The following is a 20,116-nucleotide window of genomic DNA, read 5'->3' as shown; positions in this document are numbered from 1 at the left end:
GCGATAACAGCTGATCTCCCCCCAAGTGGGGGAGATGTCCGGCAGGACAGAGGGGGGCGCGAAGGAATGAGGCGTGGATTTAACCTTGCGAGGTCGGCGCTCCCGCACGAAGCAGGAGGTCGAAATCCCTGCGGACCTTCCGCGACGTCTCCTTGAGATGTGCTTCCAGCACGCCGAAATCCGGCAGGTCGGTGACCGCCAGCAACAGATCCGCAAGCCCCGGCGGGACATCGTCGCGCTGGAATTCGCCGGTGAGGCAAAGCCTGATCATCTGGGTCAGCGCCAGATAGAGCCGATAGGCCTCGCCAAGCTCTTCACGCATATCGGCTGAGGCGAAGTCCGGGGAAAGCCGGGCCAAAATGTCGGCCGTCGCCGTGACCCGGCGGCCAGGTTCGATCGCGCCGGTGATGACCGCGACCTGGGCGATGAATTCGAGATCGATGAGCCCGCCCGGGATCAGCTTGATGTCCCAGAGATCGCGCGGGGCCTTCTCCTTCTCGATCAGCGCCCGCATGTCCGAGGCCTCGGCTTTGACCTTGGCGGCATCGCGCGGTTGCGCCAGCACCGCCGCCACTTCCGTCTCGAGCTCGGCGCAGAGTTCGGCATCGCCGCCGACGGCGCGGGCCCGTGCCAGCGCCATGTGTTCCCAGGTCCAGGCGTCCTGGCGCTGATACTTCTTGAACGCATCGATATGGGTGGCGACCGGCCCCTTGTTGCCCGAAGGGCGCAGGCGCAGGTCCAGCTCATAGAGCACGCCTTCGGCCGTCGGCGCCGAGACGGCGGCGATGAGGCGCTGCGTCATGCGGGTGTAGTAGTGCGAAGGCGCCAGCGGCTTCTCGCCATCCGAGTCCTCGGCATCCGCGTCGTGGTCGTAGAGCAGGATGAGATCGACATCCGAACCGGCGGTGATCTCGCGGCTGCCGAGCTTGCCCATGCCGAGCAGCGCCACCTTGCCGCCGGCGATCCAGCCGTGGCGCAGCGCGAATTCGGCGATCACCGCGTTCAGCGCCGCCTCGATGGTGAGATCGGCGAGGTCCGAAAAGGCGCGACCCGCGCGCGCGGGATCGATCGAGCCGGCAAGCAGGCGCACGCCGATTAGGAATTTCTGCTCGGAGGCGAAGATGCGCAGGCGGTCGAGCACGTCCTCATAAGCGCGATCGCCCTCGATGAAGGCGGCAAGCCGCGCCGAAAGATAGGCGCGGTCCGGCAGTTCGGTAAGCAGCGCCGGGTCGAGCAGGCCGTCGAAGACATGTGGGCGGCGGGTGATGATGGCAGCCAGCCTCGGCGCCGCGCCCATGATGGTCGCCATCAGCTTCAAGAGCGCCGGGTTCGATTGCAGCAGCGAGAAAAGCTGGATGCCCGCCGGCAGGCCGGCAAGGAACTCGTCGAAGCGCATCAGCGCCTCGTCGGCGCGCCGTGTCTGGCCGAAGGCCTTCAGCAGTGCCGGCGTCAGTTCGGTCAGCCTCTCGCGCGCCTCCGCCGACTGGGTGACGCGGTAGCGGCCGAAATGCCAGCCGCGGATGACGCGGCAGATGTCGCTCGGCCGCTGGAAGCCGAGGCCATGCAACGTCTGCAGCGTGTCGGGATCGTCGACATCGCCGGTGAAGACCAGATTGCCGACGCCGGCCGAGAGCTCGGGCGCGGTCTCGAACAGCGCCGCGTAGTGGCGCTCGACCTGCTGCAGCGAGGCGCGGAAGGCCTGCGTGAATTCCGCCTCGCCGGCAAAACCCAGCATCAGCGCGATGCGTTTGAGCTCCTCGTCTTCTTCCGGCAGGATGTGCGTCTGCTCGTCCGCGACCATCTGGATGGCGTGCTCGACACGGCGCAGGAACCAGTATTGGCGGGTGAGCGCATCGCGAGCGTCAGCGGTGATCCAGCCGCGCGCGGCGAGCGCTGCGAGCATCGGCACAGTCTCGCGGCCGCGCAGCTCCGGGAAGCGGCCGCCGGCGATGAGCTGCTGGGTCTGGACGAAGAACTCGATCTCGCGGATGCCGCCGCGGCCGAGCTTGACGTTGTGGCCCTTCACCGCGATCTCGCCATGGCCCTTGTGGGCATGGATCTGGCGCTTGATCGAATGGACGTCGGCGATCGCCGCATAGTCCATGTATTTGCGCCAGACATAGGGCTGCAATTCCTTGAGGAAGGCGGCGCCCGCGGCAAGATCGCCCGCCACCGGCCGCGCCTTGATCATGGCGGCGCGCTCCCAGTTCTGGCCGCGCGCCTCGTAATAGCGAAGCGCTGCCTCGACCGGGATTGCCAGCGGCGTCGAGCCGGGATCGGGGCGGAGCCTCAGGTCGGTGCGGAAGACATAGCCATGCTCGGTGCGATCCTGCAGGATGCGCACGAGACGACGCGTGAGCCGCGAGAACAGCTCGGTCGCGTCGAGCGGATCGATGACGGCCGGCGCCTCCGGCTCGAAGAAGACGACGAGATCGATGTCGGAGGAAAAGTTCAGCTCATGCGCGCCGAGCTTGCCCATGCCGAGCAGGATCCAGCCTGAATCTTTGGCTGGTTGCGCCGGATTCGGCAGCTTGAGCTTGCCTTGCCGGTTCGCGTCGAGCAGCAGGAAATCGACGGCGGCGCATGAGCAGGCGTCGGCAAGATCGCTGAGGCGGCGCACCGTCACGGAGGTCTCCGCCTCGCCTGAAAGATCGGCCAGCGCAATCAGGAAATGCGCTTCGGTCTTCCATTGCCTGAGCGCCATCATCAGGCTCGCTTCCGAGGCGTCATCCGCCCTCGCCGCGCCGCCTATCGCTTCGCCGATGGCATCGAGCCGCGCTTCGATCGTCAGGTCGAACAGCGTATCGAGGATCGCCGGCCGCCGGCGCGCCACGTCGCGCAGGAAGGGCGAGAGGTCGAAGACGGCCGCCAGCAGGTCCTGCGGCGGCCCCTCGCCCGCCAGGAACGCAGCGAGTCGGGAAAGCCCCTCCTCCTCGGCGGCGTCGGCGATTTCCGACAATTCGCGCCGGGCACGTTTCGCGTCCAGGGGGCGGAGCGCCAGTGTCGGGCTAAGCCGGAATTCGGATTCGATTTTCTTCTTCGCCATTTATCCGCGCCGTCAATGCGTCTCCCGCAACGGGAAACTCATGACCACGGACAATCCGGGATTGGCGGGTAAAAGATCAAGCCTTCCGTTGTGGAAAGTCATGATTGCCTTGGCGAGGCTGAGACCGAGACCCGAGCCCGGCTGCGAGCGGCTCTTTTCCAGGCGCACGAAGCGCTCGGTGGCGCGGGCGCGATCGGCATCATCTGGAATGCCGTGGCCATTGTCGGTGACGGCAAGCTTGATCTCGTTGCCGATGCGCTTCAGCACCACCCGCACTTTCGGCGTCTCGGCTGCGTCGGTCGAGTATTTGATGGCGTTGTCGACGATGTTGGACAGCGCCTGGCCGATCAGCTCGCGGTTGCCGTTGATCGTAAAGGCCTCGGACACGGTCGCTTCCAGCGCGACGCCCGCCTCTTCCGCCACCGGCTCGTAGAGCTCGACGACGTCGCTCACCGTCGCGGCGAGATCGACGGGACCGGTCTGTTCCGAGGAATAGCCAGCCTCCAGGCGCGAGATCATCAGGATGGCGTTGAATGTCTTGATGAGCTGATCGGACTCCGCGATCGTGCCTTCCAGCGCCTGACGGTAATCCTGCGTCTTGTGCCTGCCGGCGAGCGTCGCCTCGGCGCGGTTGCGCAGCCTGGTCAGCGGCGTCTTCAGATCATGGGCGATGTTGTCGGAGACCTGCTTCAGCCCCTCGTTCAGCATGGCGATCCTGGCCAGCATGGAATTGAGGTTTTCCGACAGGCGGTCGAATTCGTCGCCGGCGCCGGTGACCGGCAGCCGTCCGGACAAATCGCCGCCCATGATGCGGCGGCTGGCGTCCGAGACGCTGTCGATGCGCTTGAGCGCGGCGCGCCCGACAAAGAACCAGATCAGGATGCCGCCAAGACCCATCATACCGAGCGCCAGGGTCAGCGCGCGGCTGATGACGGCGCGGAAGCGCTCGGGCTCGCCGAGGTCGCGGCCGACCAGCATGATCATCTGGTTGGGCAGCCTCAGCACCAGCGCGATGGCGTTGTGGCCCTTTTGCCCCGTGGACTGGGGACTGTTGCTGCCCTCGTTGGCTGGAGGCGTGGACTGGTCCGAACCGCCACTGCGCAGCCGATCGAGCTCGCCCTCGCCGAAGCGCTGGTAGGAAAACGGTTCGGTCGTCCAGCCCTCGGTCTCTATGACCCCCGGCTCCAGGCTCTGCACATTGCCGGTCAGGATCTGGCCATTGGCGTCGGCGATCAGGTAAAGATTGGCGCCGGGCTGGCGCGAGCGGGCCTCGACGACGCGCACCAGCACCGGCAGGCCGCCGCGCTGATAGGCGCGGGCCAGGCCCAGCACCTCGTCGTTGATGGTCTCCTGCGTCTGCGCGGTCAGCATGCGCGCCGACAGCGACGTCATGTAGAAGACGAGCAGCACGGCGCAGAGCGCGAAAAGCAGAAGATAAAGCGCCGAAAGCCGGGCCGCCGTCGTCTTCATGATGGCCGGCAGGGAAAGAGCCATTTGCTCCCTAGCTGCCCTTCAGCATGTAGCCGGCGCCGCGGATCGTGTGCAGGATCGGCTTGTCGAAGCCTTTTTCGATCTTGCCGCGCAGGCGCGAGACGTGGACGTCGATGACGTTGGTCTGCGGATCGAAATGATAGTCCCAGACATTTTCCAGAAGCATGGTGCGCGTCACCACCTGGCCGGCATGGCGCATCAGATATTCGAGCAGGCGGAACTCGCGCGGCTGCAGCGTGATCTCGCGGCCGGCGCGCTTGACCGAATGCGACAGCCGGTCGAGCTCGAGATCGCCGACACGGTAGACGGTCTCGGACTCGCGCGCGCTGGCGCGGCGGTTCAGAACCTCGACGCGGGCGAGCAATTCGGAAAAGGCATAGGGCTTGGTGAGATAATCGTCGCCGCCGGCACGCAAGCCCGTGACGCGGTCGTCGACCTCGCCCAGCGCCGAAAGGATCAGCACCGGCGTGGTGTTGCCGCGCGAGCGAAGCGCGGCGATCACCGACAGGCCGTCACGGCGCGGCATCAGGCGGTCGACCACCATCACGTCATAGTCGCCGGCATCGGCGAGCGCGAAGCCGGTCTCGCCGTCGCCGGCGACATGGGCGGTGTGGCCCGCCTCGGCGAAGGCTTTCTGCAAATAATCCGCTGCCTCGCGATCGTCTTCCATGACGAGAATCTTCATGGAGCCGTTATACGCGATTTCACCGGAAGTTTGAGAGGCAGTCATTCTTCATGCCTTGTCTTCATTAGTCGCATGTCTTCTTCCCAAAACCGGCAACCGCTTTTGGGCGACATGCATTTCGTTCCGCATGTCGTGATCCCAAAACCGGTGCCCACTTTTGGGTGACATGCGATAAGCGGCAGCGGGTGATGGGAAACCCGCTGCCGCCAGGAGCGAAACACGGTGACTGACTTACGTGCTCGGCCCCATGTTTTCCCGGCGGCGGCTCGGGGGTGTTGATACCGCCGCAGGGAAAAGTCGAAAGTTGAAGATCAGCCCTTGCCGACCGGCAGCGCGACGAAGCGGTTCGAGTCGTCGCGGGTGATCTGCATCAGCACGGCCTTGCGGCCGGCCTTGGCGGCATCCGTCATCGCCTTGGACACGTCGTCGGTGGTGTTCACGTCGTTCGAATTGATCGAGGTGATGACGTCGCCGGGCTGGATGCCGCGGTCGGCCGCGTCGCTGTCGGGATCGACGTCGGTGACCACGAGGCCCTTGCCGTTTTCCGCCTTGGTGACGGTCAGGCCGAGATCGGCCAGCGTGTCGGCCTTGGCGGCGGGCGCCGACTGCTTGTTGTTGTCGTCGTTCGAAGCCTGCTTGTCGCTTGCCGGCAACGTGCCGAGATCGACCTTGACCGTCTCGTCCTTGCCATTGCGCCAGACGGTGACGTCGACCGATTTGCCCGGCGCGAATGCACCGATCATCCGGGCGAGCTCCTTGGGCGAAGCGACATCCTTGCCGTCGATCTGGGTGATGACGTCGCCGGCGACGATGCCTGCCTTCTTGCCCGGGCCGGAATCCTGGGCGCTCGAGACCAGCGCGCCCTTGTCCGACTTCAGGCCGAGCGATTCGGCGATATCCGAGGTGACCGGCTGGATCTCGACGCCGAGCCAGCCGCGCTGGACGGAACCGCTCTTCATCAGATCCTGGACGACCTGCTTGGCGGTCGAGGCCGGGATGTCGAAGGCAATGCCGACGCTGCCGCCCGACGGCGAGAAGATGGCGGTGTTGATACCGATCACCTGGCCGTTGAGATTGAAGGTCGGACCGCCCGAATTGCCGCGGTTGACCGAGGCATCGATCTGGATGAAGTCGTCATAAGGGCCTGCGCCGATGTCACGGCCGCGTGCCGAGACGATACCCGCGGTGACGGTGCCGCCCAGGCCGAACGGATTGCCGACGGCGACCACCCAGTCACCGATGCGGACCTTGGAATCGTCGGCGAAGTCGACATAGGTGAACTTGTTGCCGCCGCCATCGACCTTGAGCACGGCGAGATCGGTGCGCGGATCGGTGCCGATCAGCTTGGCGTCGAGCTCCTTGCCGTCATTGGTGACGACGCTGAAATCCGAGCCTTCCGAGACGACGTGGTTGTTGGTGACGAGATAGCCGTCCTCGGAGATGAAGAAGCCCGAGCCCTGGGCGATCGGACGCGGCTGGCCATTGCCATGGTCGCGGTGGTCGAAGCGGCGCATGCCGAACTGGCCACCCTGACCCTGGTCGCCGAAGCCGCGGAATTCCTTGAAGAAGCGACGCAGCTGCGGATTGTCGGGCAGGTTGTCGAAACCGTCCTGATCGTCGGAACCATCGTCGGCCGTCGACTGGATCTTGGCTTTCACCTTGACGCTGACGACCGCCGGCGAGACATGCTCGACGACGTCGGCGAAGCTCGGCACCTGCGGGGCTTCGACGCGCACGGCATCGGCCAGCACGGGGGCAGTGCCGGTGGCAAGCGCGCCCGCGCCGACCGCACCGATAACGGCCAGGGACGCTGCAGCCGCCATCAGACGCTTGCGGGTGCTGGAAAATGAATTGGGGGCATTATTCATGGGTTTCTTATCCTCTATCGACGCGGATGCGCTCAGGCGAAGCATCCTCGGGCAAGAGGATTAGAGAGCCGCACATTACGGCGCCATTTCCGGTACATGAAAGTTTTGTAATGTTGGGGATCGGCGACGATGACCACAGGCATGTCGGGCTCGAAGGCTTGGCGAAAGCACCCGAGACTTCGTCATTCCAGGGCGAAGCAGGAGCGAAGCTCCGTCGCGCAGACCCTGGAATCCATGCCGTTACCTCGCGCGAGGGTTGCAGCAGAGTAGAAATTCTGGACGGCCGCGACGCCTCGAAGTCACGGAATGGATCCTCGGGTCTGCGCGCGTCGCTTCGCTCCTTGCTTCGCCCGTGGATGACGACGACACAGGGGGTCTCGGCCAACCTCCGAGGCCCGCAATTCATGTTATTCGCTTAGCATCTTGTCCAGCGCCGCCTGTTCCTCGGCGCTCAGGGTGCTACCCGACGCCGGGCGGCGCGAGCGGGCGTTGAGTACAATGAACAGGCCGCCGGCCAGAAGCAGAAGCACCGGCGTACCCCACAAAAGCGCGGTGCGCAGGCTGAAGCGCGGCTTGAGCAGCACGAACTCGCCATAGCGCGAGACGATATAGTCCATCACCTGCTGGTCGGTGTCGCCGGCGACGAGGCGCTGGCGCACGAGGACGCGCAGGTCGCGGGCAAGATCGGCGTCGGATTCGTCGATCGACTGGTTCTGGCAGACCATGCAGCGCAGGCCTTCGGACAGCGCGCGCGCCCTCGCCTCCAAGGCCGGATCCTGCAGTACTTCATCCGGTTTCACCGCCTGGGCCACACCGGCGAAAAACAGCGCCAGCAGCAGGACCAGCGAAACGAGAGAAAACCTCGCTTTCATGTCGGGGTCGCCAGGGCCGCGGCCGGCTTGCGCCGCTTGGCCGGCGCGCCGACGCGCAGGCGGCGGTCGAGCAGCGACATGGCGGCGCCCGCCATCATCACCAGCCCGCCGCCCCAGATCAGCGTCACCAGCGGCTTCCACCAGAGGCGCACGACGACGGAGCCGTCATTGTTCTCGTCGCCCAGCGACAGATAAAGCTGGCTCAACCCAATCGTCCTGATGCCGGACTCGGTCGTCACCGTCTGGCGCACCGGATAGAAGCGCTTTGCCGAGGTGATCGCGCCATCGGCGTTGCCGTCGGCGCCCATCAACAGGAAGCGGCCGCGATCCTCGGTGAAATTCGGACCTTTCCGCGGGGACAGCCCTTCGAAGCGCAGCGTGTGGCCGGAGAGATCCACCGTCTCGCCGGGATGCATGGAGAGTATTTTCTCCGTGCCGAAGCAGAGCGTGCCGACGATGCCGAGCAAGGTCAGCCCGAGGCCGAGATGGGCAAGCGCCGTGCCGAAGACGGAGCGCGGCAGGCCGGCGAAGCGGCGCAGCATGATGGCCGGCGCCACCGAGCCGAAACCGGATTTGACGGCAAGGTCGGTCAGCGCGCCGACGACCAGCCAGACCGCGAGGCCGACGCCGAGTGCCGCGAACACCGAGGCGCCGTCGATGAACAGGCCGGTGACCAGCATCGCGGCGATTGCCACGGCGAAGGCCGCCATCAGCCGCTGCGAAGCGGCAATGACGTCACCGCGCTTCCAGGCGAGCAATGGGCCGAACGGCACGATCGCGAGCAGCGGCAGCATCAGCGGGCCGAAGGTCAGGTCGAAGAACGGCGCGCCGACGGAGATCTTGCCGCCGGTGAGCGCCTCCAGCGCCAGCGGGTAGAGCGTGCCGACCAGCACCGTCGCCGTGGCGGTGGTGAGAAAGAGGTTGTTCAGCACCAGCGCACCCTCGCGCGAGATCGGATGGAACAGGCCGCCCGCCGTCAGCCGCGAGGCGCGCAGCGCAAACAGCGCCAGCGAGCCGCCGATGAACAGCGTCAGGATGCAGAGGATGAAGACGCCGCGCGCCGGATCGGTGGCGAAGGCGTGCACCGAGGTCAGCACGCCGGAACGCACCAGGAAAGTGCCGAGCAGCGACAGCGAGAAGGTCAGGATGGCGAGCAGCAGCGTCCAGATCTTCAGCGCCGAACGCTTCTCCATGACGATGGCCGAATGGAGCAGCGCAGTGCCGGCGAGCCAGGGCATGAAGGAGGCGTTCTCGACCGGATCCCAGAACCAGAAGCCGCCCCAGCCGAGCTCGTAATAGGCCCAGTAGGAACCCATGGCGATGCCGCCGGTGAGGAACATCCAGGCGACCAGCGTCCACGGCCGCACCCAGCGTGCCCAGGAGGCGTCGATGCGCCCCTCGATCAGCGCCGCGACCGAGAAGGAGAAACAGATCGAGAAGCCGACATAGCCGAGATAGAGCATCGGCGGGTGGATCGCGAGGCCGAGATCCTGCAGGATCGGATTGAGGTCGCGGCCCTCGATCGGCGCCGGGTTGAGGCGGACGAAGGGGTTGGATGTCGCCAGGATGAACAGGAAGAAGGCGGCGCCGATCATGCCCTGCACGGCCAGCACATTGGCCTTGAGTGTCGACGGCAGATTGTTGCCGAAGACAGCGACAAGCGCCCCGAAGAAGGTCAGGATCAGCACCCACAGCAGCATCGAGCCTTCGTGGTTCCCCCAGGTGCCGGTGATCTTGTAGATCATCGGCTGCAGCGAATGGGAGTTCTCCCACACGCTCGCCACCGAGAAGTCGGAGCCGGCATAGGCGCTGGCAAGGGCGGCGAAGGACAGCGCGGTCAACGCGAAGCCGGTGACCGTGACCGGACCGCCGACCGCCATCAGGCGCTGATTGCCGGTGCGGGCGCCGACGAGCGGCACCAGCATCTGCACCAGCGACAGCGCGAAGGCCAGCACGAGCGCGAAATGTCCGGTCTCAACCATTGGTTACCTGTTCTCTCGCAGGTTCTGATCGCAAAACCGCATGGCACTTTTGCGGAACCTGCTCATCAATTTGTGCTTTCCTGCCAGACACCCTTGGCCTTCAGGCCGTCGGCGACTTCCTTGGGCATGTAACGCTCGTCATGCTTGGCCAGGACGCTGTCGGCGACGAACACCCCGTCCGGGCCGAAAGCGCCCTCGGTGATGACGCCCTGATCCTCGCGGAACAGGTCGGGCAGGATGCCGGTATAGGTGACCTTGACCGATTTCTGCTTGTCGGTGACCGAGAAGGCGACGGTGGCGCCCTGGCCGCGCACGATGGTGCCCTTCTCGACGAGACCGCCGAGCCGGATGCGCTGCCCGGGCGGCACGCTCGCGGTGGCCAGGTCGGCCGGCATGTAGAAATAGGAGGCCTTCTGTCCAAGCGCATAGAAGGTCAGGCCGGCAGCGGCTCCGAGGAAAGCCAGCCCCGCCACGATCACCGACAATCGCTTCTGCTTGCGCGTCATTGCCTTACTCCGTCGCCGTCACGCCGAGCGAGGCGGCGAAGGCGGTGAATTTCCTGGCTTGTTCACTGTCCGCCCCAAAGGCGGCGACAGCGCGGCCGAGCGCATTGCGCGCCTGGTCGGCCTTGCCGAGCACGACATAGGAACGGATGAGCCGCATCCATCCTTCCTCGTCGCGGGGATTCTGCTTCAATTTGTCGTCCAACCCGGCGACCATGGTCTCGATCATCGCCTGCCGATCCTGCGGCGACATCTGCTGGGCAGCTTCCACCTGCTGCGCATCCGGCCCGTTTACCGGCGCGGCCTCGGCGACCGCGGGCTCACCCACCTCGGCAAGCGCCTGCTGAACGGCGCTGCGCCAGGGCGAATCCGGCGCCAGCTGGCCGAGCATCTTTTGCCAGGCAGCAACTGCCTCGGGCTTCCTGCCTTCCTGGGCGAGGCCCACCGCAAGGTAGAAATTCGCCTTGGCGTTGGCCGGATCGAGCTTCAGGGCAGCCTCGAAGGCGCTTTGGGCGTCGGCCGAAACGATGCCACCGGCGGCGCTGGCGATCGCCTCGCCGAGACCCGACTGGCGCACGGCGCTGTCGCCGTCGAGGCGGATGGCGTTGTGATAGGCGGTCACGGCGTCGGGAAAGCGCTGCAGCCGAAGATAGATCGGCGCCAGCACGTCCCAGCCCTTGCCGTCCGACGGATTGGCGGCGAGATGGGCTTCGGCGCGGGCGACCAGCTCGTCGACCGAGGCATCGGCCGGGTTCTTGGCCAGACGTTCGGCCAGCGGCTGCGAGGGCAGATCGGGAGAGCCGAGCATGCCGTAGAGCCCCCAGCTCAACAGGGGAACCGCAAGCACGGCCACGCTGGCGACCCATCTGGCGCCGCGCGCGGGCCTGGGCGTTGCAGCGCCGGGCTCTGCAGCCGCGCCCAGACGCAGGATGCGCCGGCCGATCTCGGCACGCGCCTCCTCGGCCTCGCCCGGCTGGATCAGGCCGCGCGCCATGTCGCGGTCGAGCTCGGAAAGCTGGTCGCGATAGACTTCGAGATCGTGATCGCCGGCCGGCGAGGCGCCCTTCATGCCGCCAGTGAGCGGCAACAGCACCGCCAGGCTGGCGCCCAGCGTGAGGATTGCGGCTATGACCCAGAACAGCATGTCTATTCCAATAGCGGCAGAGCCCTGCCCTGCCAACACGACCATCGTGCGACGCTTTGACGGCAGACGCGCCGTTCGACCTTGATCGAGGTCAATTTGACCGAATAACGGGCGACCCGATTCCGCTTCTAGGGCGTTTCACCGGTTCACGGAACCTATCTCTTTGTTTTTACGCAATTCCGGACGGAAAACCGCTCACACGTTTCCTGGAACTGCTCTAGGTCAGGGGCGTCCAGCTGCCGTCGGCGTTGCGGCAGGCGGTGCCGCGCGCGGTGACGCCCGCGCCGCTGGTATAGACGGTGTGAGTGTACTGGCGGCAATCCTGCGAGCCGACCCGGTAGGGCTGGGCGGCGACGACCTCGCCATAATGCGAGGAATTGTCGCTCTTCCACGTCACTTTCTGGCCACTGGTGTTGTATTCCAGCGCCTTGTACTCCGCTTCCAGGCCCTTGCGCTTTTCGGCATCGCTGAGGCCCGAGCCGACCGATCCGCCGATAAGCCCGCCATTCATGGCCGAAACGATGCCGGTCGAGACCTTGCCGCCGGCGGGCGGCGTGGAAACAGGCGTGACCGGAGAGGTTGGACCGCCCCTGCCGAGCGTCGTGCAGCCGGAAACGGCGAGCAGGGCGGAAACGAGCGCGACGCGGATCTTCATGCCAACAACCGGTTGTCTTGAGCGGGATGAGCTGGAAGCTGCGTCATCGGGGAGGATATCGAGCCCATAGTGTTGATATTTGTCGGAAATTTGGCCGCCAGCCCCTGCTCGCAAATCGATAAAAAACATCATTGAAGGCTCCGCAATCTCACCACCGCCCTCAAGCCGCCCATGCCGGACCGTTCCAGCGCCAGCGAGCCTCCATACTCGTTGACGAGGTCGGCGACAATGGCGAGCCCGAGCCCTGTTCCCGGCTTCGTCTCGTCCAACCTCTTGCCACGCTTCAACACCTCCCGCGCGCTGTCCTCGGGAATGCCCGGGCCGTCATCCTCTATAACGATTTCAAACAGGTTGCCGCTTCCCGAAATAGTGGCGATCGTCACGGCGACGGCGCCTTTAGCCCATTTCATCGCATTGTCGAGCAGATTGCCGAGCAATTCCTCCATATCCTCGCGCTCGCCGGCAAAGACGATCTCCGCCGGCGGCAGCGACAGCGTCAGCCTGGTTTGCGGGTTGAGTTTCCGCAGCACGCGCACCATGCGCTCGACCAGCGGCGAAACCGGCGTGCGGAACACGACGCTGTCGCGCTGCGCAGCGACGCGGGCGCGCTGCAGATAGTGGTCGACCTGTTTCTGCATGGAGGCGGCCTGCTCGGCGATCAACTGACCCTTGGCGCCGCCGAGCGCCCGGCCCTCGTTGATCAGCACGGCGAGCGGCGTCTTCAGCGAATGGGCAAGGTTGCCGACCTGGATGCGCGAGCGCTCGACGATGCGCCGGTTGTTCTCGATCAACGCATTGGTCTCGTTGGCTAAAGGCTCGATCTCGGCCGGGAAGCTGCCGTCGAGCCGCTGGGCGGTGCCTTCGCGCACCATGGCCAGCGCATTGCGGACCCGGCGCAAAGGCTGGAGACCCAGGAGGATGGCGATGGCGTTGATGGCGATCATGCCGACGCCGAACAGCGACAGATAGGTGAGCAGGCGGCGCTGGAAGCTGGCGATCTCCTGCTCGAGCTCGCTGTGATTGCCCATGACGCGGAAACGGGCGGCGCGGTTCTTCGCGTCCAGCACGAACTCGCTCTCGAACACTTCGAGCTGCTCGCCCTTTATGCCCTCCATCGAGTAGCTGCGCTGGAAGTTCGAGTTGAACGGTACCTCCGCGACACTCGGCGACAAGAGCGAAGTCGTCATCGAGGAGGAATGGATTTCGCCATGCACGCCTTCGGAAGCAGGCTCGACCGACCAGTACCAGCCGGAATTCGGCTCGGAAAAGCGCAGGTCACCCAGGTCGGGCGAGCCGGTCAGCGCGCCGTTGTCGGAAATGCCGACGGAGCCGATCAGGTTGAACAGATGCGCCGAAAGCAGGCTGTCGAAGCCGCGTTCGCTGGCCTGGCGGTAAAGCGTGGTGATGAGGGTGAAGATGACGACCAGCGTCAGGATCGCCCAGATGGTGGAAAAGGCGATGACGCGAAAGGTCAGCGAGCGCGGCCAGGGCCGCAGCCTTGAAAGCCACGTTCTCATCGTTGGCTTCAGCGGTTCCGCGTCACGCCTCCGGCTCACGCATGCGATAGCCCATGCCACGCACGGTTTCGATCATGTCGATGCCCATCTTCTTGCGAAGCCGGCCGACAAACACTTCTATAGTGTTGGAATCGCGATCGAAATCCTGGTCGTAGAGATGCTCGACCAGCTCGGTGCGCGACACCACCTCGCCCATATGGTGCATCAGATAGGCGAGCAGCCGGAACTCGTGCGAGGTGAGCTTGAGCGGCACGCCGTTGACGTCGGCCTTGGAGGCCTTGGTGTCCAGCCGCAGCGGCCCGCAGGTGAGCTCGGACGAAGCATGGCCGGCCGCACGCCGGATCAGCGCCCGTACCCGGGCCAGCACCTCCTCGATGTGGAAGGGTTTGGTGACATAGTCGTCGGCGCCGGCGTCGATGCCGGCCACCTTGTCGCTCCAGCGGTCGCGCGCGGTCAGGATCAGCACCGGCATCTTGCGGTCGCCGCGGCGCCAGCGCTCGACGACGCTGATGCCGTCCATCTGCGGCAGGCCGATATCGAGGACCACGGCGTCGTAAGGTTCGGTGTCGCCGAGGAAGTGCCCCTCCTCGCCGTCATAGGCGCGGTCGACCACATAGCCGGCGTCAACCAGCGCGTCGGCCAGCTGCCGGTTGAGATCCTTGTCATCCTCGACGACGAGCACGCGCATGGGTTGAAGCCTGTTGCTGGGGAGACGTATAGGCCGATTCCGCCGGCCTGGGAAACGAGTGAGGTCAGCCCATCGGGACGACGATTTCCGAGCGGCGCGGACGCTGTCCGTCCTTGCCGGGGACCAGCACGACGATGACGCAGACCTGCTGGCCGCCCCGCGTCGCCTGCGAGGCCTTGGCCAGCGTGCCGCCATTCTGCGCGGCGACCTGCTGGCCGATGGCGTAGCAATCGCCGGCGGCAAGCACGACCGGCTGGTCGACCGACGGGTCGATGACCGGCATTGCCGTCGTCTGCGACGCAAAGAGGCCGGCTGCGGCAAGCGCCAGCACTGCTTTGCGGAGATGGGGGCCAAGGTTGTTCATGATCACGGTTCTAACGCATATGGGCTGAACGTGAAATGAACGGTGAACAATCGAAAATCCATGCCCGCCATTCCCCCTGCGCGAGACAAAAGAATGCGCCCCTGTGGACGCCAGTGCAGTCGCCAGGGGCTCCCTCAGGCCCCAGGTGCAAATTCATAGCCGGAAAATCAGTCGGCCCGCTACGCTTTTCGGGTGCGGATGCTCCATCCAGCCTTAGCTAGTATAGGAACGCCGGACGACCATGGGAGCACGCGATGACGCGCGAGGATATTGCCGATCTCTACCGGGGCTACATCGCCTGCCTGAACGAGCAGGACTGGGACAATCTCGGCCGCTTCGTCGGCGAGGAGGTGCAGTATAATGGCGAGACGATCGGGCTTTCAGGCTATCGCCGCATGCTGGAAGGCGATTTCGAGGCCATTCCCGACCTGCGTTTCAACATCGAGCTTCTGATCTCGGAGCCGCCGCGCGTGGCGGCACGCCTGCATTTCGACTGCCATCCCAAGGGCGTGCTGTTCGGCCTGCCGGTCCACGGCAAGCGCGTTTCCTTCGCCGAGAACGTCTTCTACGAGTTCCACGACAGCCGCATAAGGGAAGTGTGGTCGGTCATCGACAAGGCCGCCATCCAGGCGCAGCTTTAACTCTTTGTTGGAGCGTGATCTTTTCCGAAAACCGGCTCCCACTTTTTGCTGCGCTGACCTTCGGTTCGGGATCGCTCGGATCAGGCGGCTTCCTGCGTCAGCGCGCGGAAGCGCAGCAATCCATGATGGACCGCAAGGTCCTCGTCATAGCGAGCCTCGGCGAATTCCAGCGACAGGCGCGTCTGACCGCGCGAGCCGATGGAAAGTGCTGCGCCATCGAGGCGCGCCTTGATGCTGTCCATGATGAGGCGTGTCTCGGCCTCGCCTTGGGCCTTCGACCAGACGTGCAAAGTGATGAGTTGGTCGCCATCGTTATCGGCGCCGGTGTCCAGGTCGAAGGCACTGGTACGGCCGTATGTGACGTTCGGAAAGGCGGCCCTGTCACTGGCCTGCTCGAGCAGGCCAGCGCCGCCGAGAAGCACCGATAGCGACGCATCGGTCTTCAGCCTCAGGAACAAGGCCTGCATCAGATCGCCAGGCGCCGTCATCTACCGTCCATCGCCAACATATGTCTCCGCGCCGCGGCCCGACAACGTAGCCGCGCTCGCGACCCGATGCCAGATCGCGAATCGGTTTGACTATAGCGTGAAGGGCGAAGGTCTCGAATTTATTACGTTTTCGTCAAATCATGAGACCGGAGCCGCGCCGCCTTCCTCGGTGCGCTTGGCAATGAACTCGTCGAGCAGGCCCGCGGTAGCGGCGGCCGAGGCCGGCGGCTGGAAATCGGAAAGAATCCGCTTCCAGATGCCGGTCGCGCGCTCCGTGGCCGTCTTACCGCCGGCTTGCGTCCAATTGCCGAAATTCGACCAGTCGGCCACCACCGGCTCGTAGAAGGCGGTGCGGTAGCGCGCCATTGTGTGCGCGGCCGAGAAGAAATGGCCGCCGGGCTGCACTTCGGCGATGGCCTCGAAGCCGATCGCGTCGGCATCGCCCGGCGTCGTGGCGCAAAGCTCAGCGACCGTCTGCAGCGCTTCGATGTCGGTGATCAGCTTTTCCAGGGAAACGCTCAGGCCGCCTTCCAGCCAGCCGGCAGCGTGGATGCAGACGGTCGCGCCGGCAAGCACCGAGCCCCACAGCGCGAACTGCGTCTCGTGTGCCGCCTGCGCATCAGAGACGTTGGCGGCGCTGCCGCCGCCGGAGCGCCAAGGCAGACCGGTGTAGCGGGCGAGTTGCCCCGCCCCAAGCGTCGCCTTGATGTGTTCCGGCGTGCCGAAGGCCGGAGCGCCGGACTTCATGTCAACATTGGACGAGAAGGAGCCATAGACCACCGGCGCGCCAGGCCGCACGATCTGCGCGAGCGTCAGGCCGGCCAGCGCCTCAGCATGCTGCAAGGTCAGCGCGCCGGCAACCGTGATCGGCGCCATGGCGCCTGCCAGGCAGAAGGGCGTGATGACCAGGACCTGTCCAGCCTTGGCGAAATCGATGATGCCTTGCGCCATCGGAATATCCAGCTGGCGCGGCGAGTTGGTGTTGATGACGGTGTAGCAATGGGCGCCGGCGCGGAACTCGTCCTGCGAAAGGCCGCGCGCCAGACGGATCATCTCGAAACCGTCTTCGACCTGCAGCGTGCCGCGCGCGAAGATGAAGGGGAATTTGTCCGACAGCGTCAGCTGCGCCCGGTTGGCGGCATAGTGGCGGAAGCGGTTGTCGATGTCCTGCGGCTCGACGCAGGGCCCGAGCATATGCAGCACGTCGAAATGCTGGATCAGCTTGATGAATTCCTCGAAGGCCTGGAGCGTGCCCGGCCGGCGGCCGCGCTCGAGATCGGTGATGTTGGGAGCACCGGAGCCGGCCAGGAAGGTCATCGAGCCGAGCTCGAGTGTCAGATCGCGCGAGCTATCGCCGCCAAGGGCGGGAATGGAGCGCGGCGCCGCGGCAAGTGCTGCCTCGACCATGTCGCGGCCGATCCTGACCATCTGGCTGTCTTCGTCGACCAATGCGCCGGCCCTGGCGTAGATGGCACGGGCCTCGGGCAGCAGTACCTTGATGCCGAGCTCCTCCAGCACGCGCAGCGCGGTAGCATGGATCGCGGCGACCTGGTCGTCGGAAAAGATCGGCTGCGGCAGGAAGGGGTTCTTCAGCGACCGGTAATTCGGATGGCGACTGGATTCGCTGCCCGCCTCGCCGATGCGTCCCCGCCGGCGCTCGCGCCTGAGATCACGTGCGGCCTCGTCAATCATGGCGGTTCCTCCTCATTGCCGCATCGCCTTGCCTTCGGCGTCGTAGGGCGAGGCGGCGATGACGCGCGCCGGCCGTTCGACCCCGACAATGTGTACGGAAAGTTCCGTCCCCTCCCCGGCGAAATCGTCATCGAGCAACGCCAGGGCGACGCTCTTGCCGACCGTGTAGCCGTAGCCGCCGGAGGTGACGAAGCCGACGCGCCGGCCCTTGGACCAGACCGGCTCGAAGCCGCTGGCATCGGCGTCGACAGCGTCGACCTCAAGCGTCACGATCCGTCGCGAGACGCCAGTCTCGCGCTCCTTGAGCGCGGCCTGGCGGCCGATGAAATCGCCCTTGTCGAAGGCGACGAAGCGGTCGAGCCCGGCCTGGCCGGGCGTGTAGCCTTGCGTGAATTCGCGCGACCAGATGCCGAAACTCTTTTCCAGCCTGAGCGAATTCAGCGCGTAATAGCCGATCTCGGCGAGGCCGAGGTCTTCGCCGGCGGCAAGCAGCGTCTCACGCAGGCTCGAATGCAGGGTGGCCGGGCAGTTGATCTCGAAGCCGAGCTCGCCGGCAATGGACAGCCGCGCCACCCGGGCGCGTGCCATACCGATGTCGAACGCGCCGCAAGCCATGAACGGCAGGGCGGCCGCCGAGACGTCCTGATGCGTGGTGCGTTCGACGATCCGGCGTGCGTTCGGACCGGTGACGAGGAAGCCGGACATGGCGTCCGAGATGTCGGTGATGGAGACGCCTTCGGCGATGTGCGCCTCGAACCAGCGCATGTGGAATTCGCGCAGATAGTAGGAGCCCATGATCCAGTATTCGCCGCCGCCCCAGTTGAGCACGGTGAGATCGCCCTTCAGCCGGCCGTCGGACCCAAGCATCGGCGCCAGCTTCGCGCGGCCGGGCTTCGGCAGCCGGCAGGCGAGCAGCCGGTCGAGCCAGGCCTCGGCGCCGGGGCCTGACACGGCATAGCGCGAGAAGGCCGTCGTATCGACGAGGCCGGCGGCGCTGCGGACCTGCAGCACCTCGTCGCCGACGATCTCGAAAGCGTTGGAGCGCTTCAGCGTCGTCTCCTCGCGGAATCCCATCGGCGCGAAATAGGCCGGGATCTCCAGGCCCCAGGACGCCGTCCACTCGGCGCCGGCGGCGCTCATGCCGTCATAGGCGCCCGGACGCTTCAGCGGTCGGCCGGCAGGCAGGCGCTCGTTGGGGAAGGTCATGACGAAGCGGCGGGCATAGAACTGGCCCGTGGTTTGCCGCAGATACTCGCGGTTGGCGGCGAAGGCGCCATAGCGGGCGATGTCCATGCCGAAGATGTCGGCTTGCGGCTCGCCGTAGATCATCCACTCGGCCAGCGACTTGCCGACGCCGCCGCCCTGGCTGAAGCCGGCCATGACGCCGCAGGCGACCCAGTAGTTCTTCAGCCCCCTGACCGGGCCGACCAGCGGATTGCCGTCCGGCGTGAAGGTGAAGGCGCCGTTCACCCATTTGCGGATGCCGGCATTCGCCAGGCAGGGGAAGCGCTGATAGGCCTTGGAGAGCTCCGGGCTGATGCGGTCGATGTCCTCGGGGATCAGCTCGATGCCGTAATCCCAGGGCGCGCCGTCCATGCTCCAGTGTTTCGGGTTCTGCTCGTAGACGCCGAGCAGCACGCCTTTGCGCTCCTGACGCAGGTAGGAGAAGCCGTCGAGATCGACGGCCAAGCCGAGCTCCTTGTCGAGGGCGGCGACTTCGGGAATGTCCTCGGTGACGAAATAATGATGCTCCATCGGCGTCACCGGAAGGTCGACGCCGGCCATCAACCCTACCTGCTTGGCCCACAGGCCGCCGGCATTGACGACATGCTCGGCGACGATCGTGCCCTTTTCGGTGACCACGTCCCAGCCGCCATCGGCGCGCTGTTTCAGCTCGATGACGCGGTTGCGCAGGATCACATCGGCGCCGCGCTTCCTGGCGGCGCCGGCATAGGCGTGCGTGGTGCCATAGGGATCGAGATGGCCCTCGTTGGAATCATAGAGCCCGCCGAGCACGTCGCTGACATCGACGATCGGGCATATCTCCTTGATCTCCTCGGGCGTCACCAGTCGGGCCGTCTCGATGCCGACGGACTGAAACACCGCCCAGGCCGATTTCAGCCATTCCCAACGCTGCGGGTCGCTCGCCATGTTGACGCCGCCGGTCATGTGCAGCCCGGCATTCTGGCCGGACTCGGCCTCGATCTCGCGGTAGAGCTTGATCGTGTAGTCCTGCAGCGCCGCGACATTGGGATCGGCGTTGAGCGCGTGGAACCCGGCGGCCGCATGCCAGGTCGAGCCAGCCGTCAGCTCAGCGCGCTCGATCAGCGCGACGTCGCTCCAGCCAAACCGCGTGAGATGGTAGAGCACCGAAGCGCCGACCACACCTCCCCCGATGACGACTGCCCGGTAATGCGATTTCACGAGCCTCTCCCTCTCGTTGGAGGCTCTCAAGATACATATCCTGTACACATGTGTCT

The 20,116-nt window shown here is 65.5% G+C and carries 16 protein-coding genes; 1 reads left to right on the top strand and 15 read right to left on the bottom strand.

Going from position 1 to position 20,116, the window contains the following annotated elements; all coding sequences use genetic code 11:
• Positions 1–79 precede the first annotated feature (79 nt).
• From FJ956_RS17555 to FJ956_RS17500, 12 genes are all read right to left on the bottom strand, one after another.
• On the bottom strand, positions 80–3,046 hold the full coding sequence (locus FJ956_RS17555) for a bifunctional [glutamine synthetase] adenylyltransferase/[glutamine synthetase]-adenylyl-L-tyrosine phosphorylase (protein ID WP_140676955.1): 2,967 nt from the start codon (positions 3,044–3,046) through the stop codon (positions 80–82).
• Between the two features lie 12 nt (positions 3,047–3,058).
• On the bottom strand, positions 3,059–4,540 hold the full coding sequence (locus FJ956_RS17550; RefSeq protein ID WP_140676953.1) for a HAMP domain-containing sensor histidine kinase: 1,482 nt from the start codon (positions 4,538–4,540) through the stop codon (positions 3,059–3,061).
• A 7-nt stretch (positions 4,541–4,547) separates the two neighbouring features.
• Positions 4,548–5,222, bottom strand: a complete 675-nt coding sequence (locus FJ956_RS17545; RefSeq protein WP_140676951.1) for a response regulator transcription factor — start codon at positions 5,220–5,222, stop codon at positions 4,548–4,550.
• Between the two features lie 311 nt (positions 5,223–5,533).
• Positions 5,534–7,090: a Do family serine endopeptidase gene (locus FJ956_RS17540; protein ID WP_140676949.1), complete on the bottom strand. Its 1,557-nt coding sequence runs from the start codon at positions 7,088–7,090 to the stop codon at positions 5,534–5,536.
• Positions 7,091–7,497: 407 nt separating this feature from the next.
• Complete coding sequence (locus tag FJ956_RS17535; RefSeq protein WP_140676947.1) at positions 7,498–7,962, bottom strand: cytochrome c-type biogenesis protein; 465 nt, start codon at positions 7,960–7,962, stop codon at positions 7,498–7,500.
• Positions 7,959–9,944 carry a heme lyase CcmF/NrfE family subunit gene (locus tag FJ956_RS17530; RefSeq protein WP_140676945.1) on the bottom strand — a complete coding sequence of 662 codons (1,986 nt, stop codon included), beginning with the start codon at positions 9,942–9,944 and terminating at the stop codon, positions 7,959–7,961. Before FJ956_RS17530 ends, FJ956_RS17535 begins: the two co-directional genes overlap by 4 nt.
• A 65-nt stretch (positions 9,945–10,009) precedes the next feature.
• Complete coding sequence (ccmE, locus tag FJ956_RS17525; protein ID WP_140676943.1) at positions 10,010–10,450, bottom strand: cytochrome c maturation protein CcmE; 441 nt, start codon at positions 10,448–10,450, stop codon at positions 10,010–10,012.
• A gap of 4 nt (positions 10,451–10,454) precedes the next feature.
• Positions 10,455–11,591 (bottom strand): c-type cytochrome biogenesis protein CcmI, encoded by a 1,137-nt coding sequence (gene ccmI, locus FJ956_RS17520; protein WP_140676941.1) that lies wholly within the window; start codon positions 11,589–11,591, stop codon positions 10,455–10,457.
• 217 nt (positions 11,592–11,808) lie between these two features.
• Positions 11,809–12,246 carry a hypothetical protein gene (locus FJ956_RS17515; RefSeq protein WP_140643565.1) on the bottom strand — a complete coding sequence of 146 codons (438 nt, stop codon included), beginning with the start codon at positions 12,244–12,246 and terminating at the stop codon, positions 11,809–11,811.
• Positions 12,247–12,374: 128 nt separating this feature from the next.
• Complete coding sequence (locus tag FJ956_RS17510) at positions 12,375–13,763, bottom strand: ATP-binding protein (protein WP_181170188.1); 1,389 nt, start codon at positions 13,761–13,763, stop codon at positions 12,375–12,377.
• Positions 13,764–13,785: 22 nt separating this feature from the next.
• On the bottom strand, positions 13,786–14,451 hold the full coding sequence (locus FJ956_RS17505; protein ID WP_027164846.1) for a response regulator transcription factor: 666 nt from the start codon (positions 14,449–14,451) through the stop codon (positions 13,786–13,788).
• A gap of 64 nt (positions 14,452–14,515) precedes the next feature.
• Positions 14,516–14,815: a hypothetical protein gene (locus FJ956_RS17500; protein WP_140676937.1), complete on the bottom strand. Its 300-nt coding sequence runs from the start codon at positions 14,813–14,815 to the stop codon at positions 14,516–14,518.
• 254 nt (positions 14,816–15,069) lie between these two features.
• Between FJ956_RS17500 and FJ956_RS17495 the strand changes: the two genes are divergently transcribed.
• Positions 15,070–15,456, top strand: a complete 387-nt coding sequence (locus FJ956_RS17495; RefSeq protein ID WP_140676935.1) for an ester cyclase — start codon at positions 15,070–15,072, stop codon at positions 15,454–15,456.
• Between the two features lie 80 nt (positions 15,457–15,536).
• On the opposite strand, the gene FJ956_RS17490 is transcribed toward FJ956_RS17495, so the two are convergent.
• The 3 genes from FJ956_RS17490 to FJ956_RS17480 all read right to left on the bottom strand — a co-directional run bounded on the left by FJ956_RS17490 (position 15,537) and on the right by FJ956_RS17480 (position 20,060).
• Complete coding sequence (locus tag FJ956_RS17490; RefSeq protein WP_140676933.1) at positions 15,537–15,944, bottom strand: DUF3168 domain-containing protein; 408 nt, start codon at positions 15,942–15,944, stop codon at positions 15,537–15,539.
• A 138-nt stretch (positions 15,945–16,082) separates the two neighbouring features.
• Positions 16,083–17,636 carry a trimethylamine methyltransferase family protein gene (locus tag FJ956_RS17485; RefSeq protein WP_140676931.1) on the bottom strand — a complete coding sequence of 518 codons (1,554 nt, stop codon included), beginning with the start codon at positions 17,634–17,636 and terminating at the stop codon, positions 16,083–16,085.
• A 12-nt stretch (positions 17,637–17,648) separates the two neighbouring features.
• A complete protein-coding gene (locus tag FJ956_RS17480; protein WP_140676929.1) occupies positions 17,649–20,060 on the bottom strand; it encodes an FAD-dependent oxidoreductase in 2,412 nt (803 codons plus the stop codon).
• Positions 20,061–20,116: the final 56 nt, after the last annotated feature.

The organism is Mesorhizobium sp. B2-4-3 (genome assembly GCF_006442815.1).
GTDB lineage: Bacteria > Pseudomonadota > Alphaproteobacteria > Rhizobiales > Rhizobiaceae > Mesorhizobium.
The sequence above is the reverse complement of the archived record's forward strand: the minus strand, read 5'-3'. Positions and strand labels throughout refer to the sequence as shown.

Bases quoted from the DNA above. Each gene is read 5' to 3' on its own strand.
- FJ956_RS17555 (WP_140676955.1), bottom strand. From the start codon at position 3,046: ATGGCGAAGAAGAAAATCGAATCCGAATTCCGGCTTAGCCCGACACTG.
- FJ956_RS17550 (WP_140676953.1), bottom strand. From the start codon at position 4,540: ATGGCTCTTTCCCTGCCGGCCATCATGAAGACGACGGCGGCCCGGCTT.
- FJ956_RS17545 (WP_140676951.1), bottom strand. From the start codon at position 5,222: ATGAAGATTCTCGTCATGGAAGACGATCGCGAGGCAGCGGATTATTTG.
- FJ956_RS17540 (WP_140676949.1), bottom strand. From the start codon at position 7,090: ATGAATAATGCCCCCAATTCATTTTCCAGCACCCGCAAGCGTCTGATG.
- FJ956_RS17535 (WP_140676947.1), bottom strand. From the start codon at position 7,962: ATGAAAGCGAGGTTTTCTCTCGTTTCGCTGGTCCTGCTGCTGGCGCTG.
- FJ956_RS17530 (WP_140676945.1), bottom strand. From the start codon at position 9,944: ATGGTTGAGACCGGACATTTCGCGCTCGTGCTGGCCTTCGCGCTGTCG.
- ccmE (WP_140676943.1), bottom strand. From the start codon at position 10,450: ATGACGCGCAAGCAGAAGCGATTGTCGGTGATCGTGGCGGGGCTGGCT.
- ccmI (WP_140676941.1), bottom strand. From the start codon at position 11,591: ATGCTGTTCTGGGTCATAGCCGCAATCCTCACGCTGGGCGCCAGCCTG.
- FJ956_RS17515 (WP_140643565.1), bottom strand. From the start codon at position 12,246: ATGAAGATCCGCGTCGCGCTCGTTTCCGCCCTGCTCGCCGTTTCCGGC.
- FJ956_RS17510 (WP_181170188.1), bottom strand. From the start codon at position 13,763: ATGAGAACGTGGCTTTCAAGGCTGCGGCCCTGGCCGCGCTCGCTGACC.
- FJ956_RS17505 (WP_027164846.1), bottom strand. From the start codon at position 14,451: ATGCGCGTGCTCGTCGTCGAGGATGACAAGGATCTCAACCGGCAGCTG.
- FJ956_RS17500 (WP_140676937.1), bottom strand. From the start codon at position 14,815: ATGAACAACCTTGGCCCCCATCTCCGCAAAGCAGTGCTGGCGCTTGCC.
- FJ956_RS17495 (WP_140676935.1), top strand. From the start codon at position 15,070: ATGACGCGCGAGGATATTGCCGATCTCTACCGGGGCTACATCGCCTGC.
- FJ956_RS17490 (WP_140676933.1), bottom strand. From the start codon at position 15,944: ATGACGGCGCCTGGCGATCTGATGCAGGCCTTGTTCCTGAGGCTGAAG.
- FJ956_RS17485 (WP_140676931.1), bottom strand. From the start codon at position 17,636: ATGATTGACGAGGCCGCACGTGATCTCAGGCGCGAGCGCCGGCGGGGA.